This is a genomic window from Paenibacillus xylanivorans, from assembly GCF_001280595.1.
GTDB classification, from domain to species: Bacteria; Bacillota; Bacilli; order Paenibacillales; family Paenibacillaceae; genus Paenibacillus; species Paenibacillus xylanivorans.
Genome location: NZ_LITU01000023.1, coordinates 97,348 through 108,353 on the forward strand (window position 1 = coordinate 97,348; position 11,006 = coordinate 108,353).

General features: G+C 40.6%; 11 protein-coding genes and 1 pseudogene. 2 read left to right on the forward strand and 10 right to left on the reverse strand.

Annotation, left to right across the window (positions count from 1 at the left end):
- Positions 1–412 (forward strand): leucine-rich repeat domain-containing protein (locus AMS66_RS02600; RefSeq protein ID WP_144424391.1); only part of this gene is annotated, 412 nt, incomplete at its 5' end.
- A gap of 176 nt (positions 413–588) precedes the next feature.
- Here the strand turns inward: AMS66_RS02600 and AMS66_RS31495 are convergent.
- Positions 589–792 carry a DUF4368 domain-containing protein gene (locus AMS66_RS31495; RefSeq protein ID WP_330219278.1) on the reverse strand — a complete coding sequence of 68 codons (204 nt, stop codon included), beginning with the start codon at positions 790–792 and terminating at the stop codon, positions 589–591.
- A 424-nt stretch (positions 793–1,216) separates the two neighbouring features.
- Positions 1,217–1,345, reverse strand: a complete 129-nt coding sequence (locus AMS66_RS34300; RefSeq protein ID WP_269084522.1) for a hypothetical protein — start codon at positions 1,343–1,345, stop codon at positions 1,217–1,219.
- A 104-nt stretch (positions 1,346–1,449) separates the two neighbouring features.
- On the opposite strand from AMS66_RS34300, the gene AMS66_RS32930 reads away from it, so the two are divergent.
- Positions 1,450–1,608, forward strand: a complete 159-nt coding sequence (locus tag AMS66_RS32930) for a GLUG motif-containing protein (protein WP_144424392.1) — start codon at positions 1,450–1,452, stop codon at positions 1,606–1,608.
- A gap of 553 nt (positions 1,609–2,161) precedes the next feature.
- Here the strand turns inward: AMS66_RS32930 and AMS66_RS34625 are convergent.
- The 8 genes and pseudogenes from AMS66_RS34625 to AMS66_RS02635 all read right to left on the reverse strand — a co-directional run.
- Positions 2,162–2,374, reverse strand: a pseudogene (locus AMS66_RS34625) (transposase); the annotation flags it as partial.
- A gap of 172 nt (positions 2,375–2,546) precedes the next feature.
- Positions 2,547–3,005 carry an IS630 family transposase gene (locus AMS66_RS02605; RefSeq protein ID WP_053779307.1) on the reverse strand — a complete coding sequence of 153 codons (459 nt, stop codon included), beginning with the start codon at positions 3,003–3,005 and terminating at the stop codon, positions 2,547–2,549.
- Between the two features lie 524 nt (positions 3,006–3,529).
- Positions 3,530–4,249 (reverse strand): hypothetical protein, encoded by a 720-nt coding sequence (locus AMS66_RS02610; RefSeq protein WP_053779308.1) that lies wholly within the window; start codon positions 4,247–4,249, stop codon positions 3,530–3,532.
- Entirely contained in the window at positions 4,249–5,103 is an 855-nt protein-coding gene (locus AMS66_RS02615) for an ATP-binding cassette domain-containing protein (protein WP_053779309.1), read from the reverse strand. Before AMS66_RS02615 ends, AMS66_RS02610 begins: the two co-directional genes overlap by 1 nt.
- 104 nt (positions 5,104–5,207) lie before the next feature.
- The gene (locus AMS66_RS02620; RefSeq protein WP_053779310.1) at positions 5,208–5,912 is read right to left on the reverse strand and encodes a thioesterase II family protein; all 705 of its coding nucleotides are present in this window, start codon (positions 5,910–5,912) and stop codon (positions 5,208–5,210) included.
- 37 nt (positions 5,913–5,949) lie between these two features.
- Entirely contained in the window at positions 5,950–7,686 is a 1,737-nt protein-coding gene (locus AMS66_RS02625) for an ABC transporter ATP-binding protein (RefSeq protein WP_082350535.1), read from the reverse strand.
- Positions 7,683–9,398: an ABC transporter ATP-binding protein gene (locus tag AMS66_RS02630; RefSeq protein WP_330219279.1), complete on the reverse strand. Its 1,716-nt coding sequence runs from the start codon at positions 9,396–9,398 to the stop codon at positions 7,683–7,685. Before AMS66_RS02630 ends, AMS66_RS02625 begins: the two co-directional genes overlap by 4 nt.
- Positions 9,399–9,462: 64 nt before the next feature.
- The coding region (locus tag AMS66_RS02635) for a condensation domain-containing protein (protein ID WP_236703099.1) at positions 9,463–11,006 on the reverse strand (1,544 nt) is incomplete at its 5' end.

An 11,006-nucleotide genomic window follows, 5' to 3' on the forward strand; every position in this document is an offset into this window, starting at 1 on the left:
ATATAAGGAGAGCGATGCTTTATTTCGTTTGAAGCAGATCAAATCTCTGATGTGCTCAGATTGTAGGCTGAATTTCGAACAAAAATCGGCCGCAGAGAACGGCCTACTTGAGCATTTGACCTTAGAGCAGCCATATTTCAGCATAAACAACACCTCTGTTACTGAAGTTGACCAAATGATGCCTTACTTTGCCAAAATGTCCGCTCTACGTTCCTTCACTCTGCAAGACAGCAATTTGGCTTCTCTCGAATTTATGAGTAACTGGCAGGCCATAGAAGAGCTTCATCTCGAGAATAATGCCATTTCTAATATAGAGACCCTAAGCCAGCTGCCTGATCTGCAAAAGGTATATCTATCCGGTAATTCCGTACAAAACAAATCCGTGCTTGGTACGGCTGTGCACGTATATTAATTACCGCCTGGGATGATTGGGAGGTTTAGACTACTGTAGTTAATGGATGGTATTGAAACAAAAACAAGAAGGGGTTCGAGAATCATGTATCAATTCTCGAACCCCTTCTGTTTATGTTTAGCTTCTCTCCAACATCGCTACACTCTCCACATGACTTGAGTATCGGTCACTGTAATTTAAGCCGTAAGAAAGGCGGTGGAGGTAAACTTATAATGAATGTTTACCGAGCCGTCCGCCTGTACTTCAATCTTATCGACCAAACGATGTACCATCTCAGAAGTCAGTTTGTCTAGTTTCATGAACTGCTTGAGTTCTTTCTGTAATCGAAGAGCGTAGAGAGGAATTGAGACGTGTAATAAGTCTTTAATGAGAATTGAAATATCCCGTTCTCATGAAGAAAAACGGGGCATAAGCAAGCAAAGAAGATTGAAGGCTATAATGATGGTATCTAGGGAAACAAATCATTGTGCAGGTAGGATACTTGGAAGAATAGGGGGAGTTTCTAAAGCATTCTCTGATAGTATCATAGCTATCTTCATATTAATAATAGAACTAACACTCTCCTTGTTTTGCCCGCCGATATGGTTGGAGCTTTCTTTGTGCGTACAGATGATATTTAACAAAAATTACAGGCGGGTATGACAAGCCTTAACATCGGCTCAGATGCAATGAATAATTCATCAGGCACTGGGTAGGGGTACAACAAAGGACGAATATCAATAGCCGCCCCTAGTTAAACTTATAGTCAAAAAAAAAGCGGGATTTTCCCGCTCCGTTGCAGTATACCCCAATACACCTCAACTATTAGTCATTCCTAACCAACAGTGAGCAACACTTCACATTCACCGTATGCGGGAACATATCCACCGTACGATACCCGCCATCCTCCAGCACACGTAAATCACGTGCCAGCGTACTCGAATTACAGCTCACGTACCACTCGCTCCGACTTCATCTCCAGAATTTATCCAACAAACGTGGATTGCAGCCCTTACGCGGTGGAGGGATACAACCGTGGAACTATCCGTAACAGTTATATGATGGGAACCGTGATCGGTGTCGATAGTGTAGGCGGATTGGCCGGATACAACGTTGGAGGAGAAATAGACAATACCTATGCTACGGAAGCAGTGAATGGCAATAGTGATGTAGGCGGATTGATTGGTAATGGGTTAAGTCCTAAAAATAGCTTCTAGACAGGGATACAACAGAGCAAGTGGATACCGGAAAAGGCACGGGGCTATCGACTGCCGACATGAAGTTGCAAAGCAACTACACTGATTGGGACTTCACTAGTGCGTGGGTGATCCCTCCATCACAAACAATAGACGTTATTTTCTTACTTGTTTGAAATCATGTACTCATGTCGTTTTCTCCTCCATACCGCTATCTAAATCGGACATAAACATAGGCGCAAAGCCAGAGAAAAAACTAACTAAAGTTATTTTTCGAAAATTATGTTAAAAAAAGTCAAAAATAGAGCACTTCATGGCTCCATTCCTGACTTTTCGTAGGCACTTTAATATTACATTCTCTCCCCATCCCGTACATCATGCTTCTTCTTATTCTAACATTATTCAGGTCTTGCCAAGACACAAAAAAAGACTACTCCTCAACTCAATGAGAAATAGCTTCTATTAGATCGAATCGTTATGTCGTGTCGTTAGTCAAGTTATTACTTTTGGAGAGACCTCTTCACGTTATTCATCTTGCACCTTATTACCAAATTCATGGAGCAACGTACAAACTTCAATTGTGGGCTATACGCAGGTAAGAACAACAAATCCAGCCGATCCCGGTTCTCCTCCAGAAATGGCTGCAGCAATCGGCATGATGAATCCTTGCGTTATCCAACACCATAGTGATTTTGCCGCTTGGATAGGCCGAAAGAATCTGCTGAAAAAAGGCCAGAAACGTCTCGGAATTATATTGCTCATCTTCCGTCCAATGAATCTGTCCCGTTTCATAGTTGAGAGGGCGTCGCGAGTAGCTTCACGCCCCGATGTTTGCCTGTCGTGGGAATGATCCGCTGTTTTCCTTTCAGAAACCAAGTGTGCTGCAAGGGCTGGTAGTCAGTGAACATGGACTCATCTTCAAACAGAAGGTGGTCGATTTCCCCGATTTCGAGTTTTTTTTATTCGGGAAATTTCTCTTCCTGAAATCGTTGCTGTTTGATCGGGTCGGCAGCAGCCAGCGTGTAGGTCGGCTTCGTATAGCTAAGGTTCAATCGATTCGCCAAACCGGCAACTCCTTGAAGGGAGTAGGACACTTGAAATTCCCGTTTAATGTATTCCCCCGTCAGATGAAGTGTCCAATTGAATTTGGAAGGGAATCCTGCTTCGTGCGGAAGATGTTCTACCACCATCCGTTTGAACTGCTCTTCCTGCTCGAAGGTCAGTCGTCGCGGTGCGCCAGGAGAATGATTCATTTGCAGGCCGTCAATGCCATCTGTCTGATAGGCTCGGATGTACTGGGAGACCGTCTTTTCGTTTCGTCCAATGATTGTTGCAATCTCTTTTCGTGTCTTGCCTTGCGTATAAAGATACACCGCCTGATAGCGTTCGAACATTCTTCGGTCTTTTTCTTTCTTCATTCGGCGTTCTAATTCTGGTTCTTATTCCATTCGTACCTCACCCGTCTACTTTGATTTACTATCTATTTCAGTAGACGTATAGGATTTCCCTGCCTCTTTGCTTGTTGTGGAGAAACTTTAGTTAAACTTATATAGATGCTTGAGTCCGAATCAAATAGGTAAATGTGACTTTTTTAAATTAAGAATTTCTCGTGAGCATCGCCTTTTACTTTGTTCCCTACCCATTTCCCAATAAATAAGTAAATGAAGTCATTATTTAGTAATACTTAATCTCTCCGTATATATATTTTTGAGATTATCATTTTACGTCAATGCCCAAATGAGGATCTACTGTCTTAATTAATCTGAATTTCTTAAACTCGATTATAAGTTATATATATGTTACTAACTCAACTTTCGCAGCTCTAAATCATCATCGCGGCTTGGTTTTACAGCATCGTTGGACGTTCCGACTTGCACATCTGAACTAACCTTCAGCGCATTCGATGCCACATTGTACTGTTGCCGTCAGTTCGAGTCGCTCATTATTGTCCGGCTGTATCCAGCTTTCGTTTGTGAAGCATGAACAAAAACAACATAGTAAGCATGGCACCATATAATAATGATGCTCCTATTACTGATAGTTTGCTGAACAGCGTTTGTGATTCGTAATCAACTAGCACATTTATAGTACTGTTTAGAGGAGGCAGCAATACAATTGCTTTTTTCAACCCATCAGGCAAAAAATTCTCAATTCCCTGTACAGAAAGCGTAATAACAATGAGAACACTTAACATTAAAAAAGACATTACGCGGGAACGAATAAATTTAGAACTGAACCAACAAGCTAAAGCGATTCCCAACCAAGATGAAGCAACATGGTAGAGGAGGGACATGCTTAGTTCTTCGAGGCTAGGATTTCTATCGAATTTTTGGAATATGGCTGGAAAAAAAACAGCATATAGAGCTAGGGGAACGGAAAAAATCCAGCTATACAACAATTTTGAAATATAAAGTTTTAGTAAACTTCCACTATGCAGCATAGTTACCGATTCCTGATTCGCCGTTTCGATATCAATAAGCGTATAACAAATAACTGCAGAAACAATAAATAAAAATGTTGTGGAAAAGGCATAACTGGCCATCACAGGGTTCGGAACTACACTATACACAAAAATGATACCTAGAAAAAAAACAAAAGTAGCTGGCCCATAGCGATAAGAACGCATGAAACAAGTATGTAAAAATGATATCAATGAAGTCATTATCTCAGCTCCTTTCTTGTTAGGCTGATGATCTCTCCACCTTTATGTACAAATTCAGGTAAAAATTCACGATAATCTTTATGCATAAAGGTAAACAACATATAGCCGCTATCACCTGTTTTATACGTAATATCTGGAAACAAGTTGGGAAGGAGATCCACTACGTCCTGATTTAAAACACCTTCCAGTTCAAAATAAGCAGCCTTCTGGTCTGAAGAACTATCTACATCCTCCTTAGTTAATCTCCCTTGCCGAATCCAGTACGTTCTACTCTCCAATTGACTTGCCAACAACGGATCGTGAACAGCTGCCAAAATTGATGTTCCTTGAGATTTTATTTTCTTCAGTGAATGAAGCAAATGTCCGGTTGATTCTTTGTCCAATCCTGAAAAGGGCTCATCCAATACAAGGACATCAGGCGTTTTAATCATAGCTTGCATTAAATTGGTTTTTTGCAACATTCCTTTTGAGAAATGAGTCATCTTCAAACTATCACTTTGTTCAAGATTAAAAAACTCATGCAACTCCCTAATGCGGTCTTTAAGATTTCTTTTAGGAATATCAGATATTCTTCCCATATGTGTCAGATACTCAGTTGAAGTCATCCTTAGTTTTGATAGTCGGTCAGGTGTATATCCAATTAGTAAATTAGAGTGCTTAAGCAACCTTTGTCCCGAAGTTATTGGGATTAATCCACTCACGATCCGGAGCATCGTACTTTTTCCGGATCCATTACTTCCTCTTAAAATAATACAGTCTCCTTGACTAATCGTAATTGAGATATCTGATAAGACCTCTCGATTACCGTATTTCTTGGTAACTTCTTTTAAAGTTAACAGCGCCTCAGTTGTCATTTTTCCACCACCTTAAAAAAATCATTACAACTTTAGATTAACACAATAATACAAAAAAAGGTATATAATGTATTTTAATGATATATTATTTATTTCGAAACAATTCATGGATAATACATTAAACTACAGGTCTGATTTACGATATGTGTAATCTCTTTAATATGCTGGTCAATGAAAAAATGTCCTCCATCATACATATGAAGCTGGAAATAGTCACCGTAAAGCCACCATTCTTCTAACTCTTCCCTAGAGATTTCATCTTCAAGCCCACCAAAAACTGTAATTCCACAGTTTAATTTTTGTATGGGTCCTTCAAACAGGTAAGTATCACATATCTGAAAATCAGCTCGTAAAATCGGCTCAAACAGCTCAAATAAGCTATCTTCCTTTATCATCTCAATGGGCATCCCGCCTAAACGAGCTACCGAATTCTTAAAGGCCTGTCGACCTAAACGATGAGTCTGTATCTCCTCTCTTACTCTTAAATGTGGCGGCTTCATACCAGAAAGAAAGAGATGATAGGGACTTACACCTTCCTTTGCCTTGATATAGTTAGCCAACTCCCATGCGATTAAGCTTCCCATGCTATGTCCTAAAAGGACAAATTGTTCGTCTCTTAATTCTGTTCTTATTCGCTCGTAAATATCTGCAACCATATCATCCATATTTGTAAAACAACGACTTCCCAAAAGTGAACCGCGTCCTTTCAACTCCACAGGGCGAAGTTCAAGGAGGGGGGAAAAATATTTTTTCCATTTTAAATATACCGTAGCAGAACCGCCTGCATGAGGAAATGAATATATTCTCATAGATCATGTCTCTTCCTTTCAAACCACTTGAAAAAAATTAAGAAGTGTGATAGACGTTATACAACGAACGATATTTTCCCTTTTGTTTCATCAACGTTTCTGGAGAACCGTATTGTATCAATTCGCCTCCGTCAAAAACGAGAACCAGATCTGATTTCACTGTCTCATCAATCTTATGTGTTACCGAGATCGTTGTCCTGTCCTTCATGAATTGGTCCAATGCCCGGCTGACTATCCTGGAAGATTCCTCATCTAAGGCTGATGTAGCTTCATCTAATATAAGAATTGGTGCTGCTTTAAGGATTGCCCGAGCAATAGCGATACGTTGTTTTTGCCCGCCTGATAGACTGGCTCCTCCATTGCCAAGGAGAGTCTGGTATCCATGCGGCAGCTCCATAATGAATTGGTGAGCATTAGCTTTCTTGGCTGCTTCATATATTTGGTTAATATCTTCCTGCATGTTACCCAAACGAATGTTCTCTTCGACAGTGCCAGGAAAAATGTAAGGATCTTGGGAAACAAGCGCCATCAGGTCATTGCGGATGGAAGGCTGGACTTCTTCTAAATCCATATCGCCAAGTGTAATGTTTCCGGCTGTAGGACGATAAAAACCGAGTAATAGTTTCAGAATCGTGCTTTTGCCGCTGCCACTGGCACCAACAATAGACACGTTTTGTCCCGTTGATATAGTAAAGCTGGCCTTCTTAATGCCTCGGTTGCTATTTTCAAACTGAAAGGATACTTGATGAAAAGATATTTGCTTTTGTGTAGCTACAAGCGCCCCTTTTCCGTGGTCCTTTTCCGGTACTTCAGACAGGAAGTCTCTGATTCGCTTTGCGCCGGAAATTCCTTGAATCACCTGGGAGTATTGAGTACCTAACTGCACAAGAACAAAGCTGATGTTAAATTGCAATTGAATAAATGCCATGAGTGTCCCCAGATCAAGTCTACCGTCAGCAATCAGAAAAACGCCAGCCACTAGTAATCCGCCAAAGCCAATGAAACCGGAGAGAGCATTAATACCATCCCTGATAGCTGCCAGTCCACTAAATATCGTCGTATCCGAAACCAATTCAGATGCACCTTGCTCATACCTTCTTCGCAAATATTGGCTTTTCGGAAACATTTTGATAAGGATGGTCCCATGAAAAATATCGATATATCGTTCAGAAAGAATGGCTTTCGAAGCCTGTACTTTATCACTTTGCACCTTTAGACGCCGATTTAAAAGAACGTTAATACATTGCAAGCCTCCGTTAACTAAAATCAATATGGTGGCTAATCGCATATTGAGCCACATCATGGCACCAATCGTTACTATGCCTAAAACAAGGTAGTAAATATAGTTGCGCAATCGATCTGTCAATGTTTTTTCAACGATAATCAAGTCGTTTGTAAATAATGAGAGCACGCTCTCACCATGATTCCGATCATAATAAAGAAGTGGCATACGCATCAGATGAGCAACCAATTGATTACGCATCTCGTAAGACCAATGTTTAATCGTTTTCCAAGTTATATAAGCAAAGAAAGGGGAAACTAGGATAGCTACACAAAAACCAAATGTAATGATAGATAGTCCCGACCAGAAGCGTGCTGTTTGTTCATTAACAATGGCATCAACAATCGCTTGCAGCCCAAATGCCATGGATACTGTTACAGCCGAAGTAAGCAAGCAATCTATAATAATTCCTATGGCGTAGGGGACAACTGTTTTTTTTCTAATCTGTAGGAGAACGAATAAATCATGGAATTGTCGAAAGTATTTTCTCATATATTCATTCCCTCACCAGAAGGCAGTATCATTGTTCCGTTGACTTCCTTCATCTTCAAACCTTCCAAATCTTTACCCTGATGCAATTTTCCTTTGTTTAGATAGAGCACTTGGTCTACATGACGAAGCATGGACAAATGGTGAGTAATGACGATAATTGCCATTCTTTCTTTCATTTTAGCGAGTGCAGCCCATAAGCTGGCTTCTGATTGCGCATCAAGGGCGGAAGAGGGTTCATCCAGCAATAAAACCGGAGCCTTTTTTAGATATGCACGGGCGATGGCTAATCGCTGCATTTGTCCCCCTGATAAGTTTTTTCCTCTTTCCTGAATCTGTGTATCATAGCTGTACGGCAATGATTGAATAAATTCATCTGCTCCGGCAATAATTGCAGCTTCTATAATTTCTTTGTCGCTAGCGTCAGGATCACCCAAGGCGATGTTATCTTTTATCGTCCCGGGAATCAGGAATTGCTCTTGTGTAACGATGGCAATGGAATTGCGGTAGTCTTCAATACTTGTCTCCGTTATGCTCCTACCTGCAATTTGTATCTTGCCAGATTGCGGTTGAATAAACCCGCATAATAAATTAAATATAGAGCTTTTGCCGCTTCCGCTAGCTCCGCAAAGAGCAGTGATGCTTCCTTTATTAGCTATAAAAGATCCTGATTTTGTCACTTCTGCTCCATTCTCATAACTGAAAGTCACATTATTAAAATTGACAGTCGGATTACTCTCAATCGCTTTTCTCACCTGTTTGTTTCCTTGCTCTGGTACAGTAGCAATCATGTCAAAGATACGTGATACAGCTGCTCTTGTTATCTGAATCTGAGCCGCTGCTGATTGTATCACTGTTATAGGTTGAACTAGATAGTTCAGCAAGTAGATAAAGATTAGGAGGTCTTCCACACGCATCTCCCCTTGCAGCACTCTTTGTCCCCCAAAATACAAACAGATAATAAAAGGTATACTCTGCACCGCAACCGTCACTCCACGTATCCATGAGCGGGATCTTGAAACAGCAAGCTGCTTTATCAGCACTTTCTCTGCTAAGTGTTTATACCGTTCAATCCAGTAGCTTGCCAGATTATAGTTTTTAATTTCTTTGACTCCGTAATACAGGTCTCCGACCATACTATTTGCTGATCCGAAGACTCTTTGAGATTCCTTGGTACCTCGTTCTATTGGCTTCGATATTTTTTGTACTGCATATGAAGAAAGAGGAACAATAAAGGAAACTAGCAGGAGAAATTGCCAATCAATCAGACTTAAGTACACTAGTGAAGAGATAAAGATTAAGGGTTGATATATCAGATTCGGCAGATGAATTTCCAAAAACTCTTGTACGTCAGAAGTATCTGATGAAAAGACCGTAGAAGAGTGCCCCGAAGTGTAGTTCCCTTTTCGGGAAATAGACATATCAGCAGCAGAAGCAACCAGTTCATCACGTATTTTTGTTGTACATTTGACAGCGTACATTGTACTTGAGTATCTGCCTATCATGATTGAGACAACTCCTATGAATGCACATAAAAAAATAATAATTGCCAAAGGCGCTAATGAGTTGTTGTCTTTATTCAAAAGTGCCGTCACGATCCTATTCAGATAATAGACCAATGTCATATCGCTAACCGTTCGCAAGATTAATGTGCATACAGCAAGACCAAACCAGCCTTTCCAGCGAAGGATATAGGGAAACAGTTTAGCTATCAGTGATGCTCACCCCGTTTAAGATGGATGACCGGAGAAAATTTAGCATTCTCTTCGGTCAATATGGTTAAAAAACAAAATCAATGTCCTCCATATTAGATACAGCCAATTCATGAGCAGCATGACCGAGGCTTATATCTTCAATGGACAGGTCGCTATCCTTCAGTAATACAGTAAGAATTTCCAAATACTGATCGAGAAGTCTTCTGATCGTGGAAGACTTGAAAACATCCCTATCATACTTAATACGGAGAGATAATGTGTCTTGATAGTCTTCTACAGAAAAGGTCAATTTAAACTTGCTGGACGCCCCGTCAAAAGGAATCGGTGTTACTTCAAAGTCCGTAACTCCTTTTCCTCCGAAGCTGGTTTCCAGTTGGAACATGGTTTGAAACAGCTGGACTTTTTTCTGATGAACTTCGGAGAGTCTGTCTACAAGTCTATCGAATGGATAGTCCTGATTTTGATAGGCATTTAGACATAACTCTCTTACCTCTGTCAGAAGCTGTTTAATGGTTTGCTTAGGTTGAACGGACAGACGCATAGCCAGCGTATTGACAAATAAACCTGGAACCTTTTCCATATCCGGATGTGTCCGGCCGGCAATAGGTGTGCCAATGATCAAATCTCTTTGTCCGATCCATTTATAGAGCAAGACATAGTAAGTAGTCATCATAGACATGAATAAGGTGACATTCTCGTTCTTGCAAAACTCTTTGATTTCACTGCTTAACATTGAATCTAATTTTAATCTTTCGGTACCACCAGAGGTCTGATGCTTGTTCTGATCCGGATAATCAACCGGCAAATGTAACTCTGGTAACTGTCCCTGCATGTTCTTAATCCAATAGTTCTCCTGATCTGACAATGTGCCAGAAGTCAGCCTGTCTTCCTGCCATGCCGCTATATCTTTATAATGCAGCTGAATTGGAGCTAAGCTTTCCCCATTGTACAACCGCAAGAGATCTTCAACTAAAATCGGCATGGAAAACCCGTCACCAATGATATGATGCATATCGAACAAAAACAGATACTTATTTTCTGACTGCTTGACGATCAAAGTTCTAAATAGAGGCGTTCGTCCAAGATCAAAAGGCCGAATATACGAGCGTATTAATTCAGACGGTTGATCGTTGGATTTCAGGAACTCAAAATGAATCTCTGGATTTGACTGTACAACCTGTGTATACTCGCCTTCATGTAAATGAAAGGAAGTACGTAGGATTTCATGCCTGTCTGTCAGTAATGTGAGAGCCTGTTCAAGGCACTGTAAGTCAACATGGCCTTTAATCTGAAAAACGCCTGACATATTATAACTAATATCCTCAGGTGATTGCTGATGAATAAACAACATCCTGCGTTGTGCTGCTGAAAGAGGATAACGCTCCAGGCTTTTTACAGGTCGAATCTCGCTGACGACGCCTCTGTCCAGATGCTCCATTTTTTTTGCTATCCCAGCGATATAAGGCTCCTTAATAAAACTTTCCAACCTAAAATTCACTTCATACAGCTTTGAAATTCTGGATGTAAGGATGGTTGCGTTCAGAGAATGACCTCCAAGATCAAAGAAGTTGTCATGAATGCCAATCTCATCTTCTGGGATTCCCAGAA

Excerpts from the sequence above, each read along its gene's own strand:
- AMS66_RS32930 (WP_144424392.1), top strand. The coding sequence starts at position 1,450 with ATGATGGGAACCGTGATCGGTGTCGATAGTGTAGGCGGATTGGCCGGA.
- AMS66_RS02620 (WP_053779310.1), bottom strand. The coding sequence starts at position 5,912 with ATGAGAATATATTCATTTCCTCATGCAGGCGGTTCTGCTACGGTATAT.
- AMS66_RS02605 (WP_053779307.1), bottom strand. The coding sequence starts at position 3,005 with ATGAAGAAAGAAAAAGACCGAAGAATGTTCGAACGCTATCAGGCGGTG.
- AMS66_RS02615 (WP_053779309.1), bottom strand. The coding sequence starts at position 5,103 with ATGACAACTGAGGCGCTGTTAACTTTAAAAGAAGTTACCAAGAAATAC.
- AMS66_RS02610 (WP_053779308.1), bottom strand. The coding sequence starts at position 4,249 with ATGACTTCATTGATATCATTTTTACATACTTGTTTCATGCGTTCTTAT.
- AMS66_RS02625 (WP_082350535.1), bottom strand. The coding sequence starts at position 7,686 with ATGAGAAAATACTTTCGACAATTCCATGATTTATTCGTTCTCCTACAG.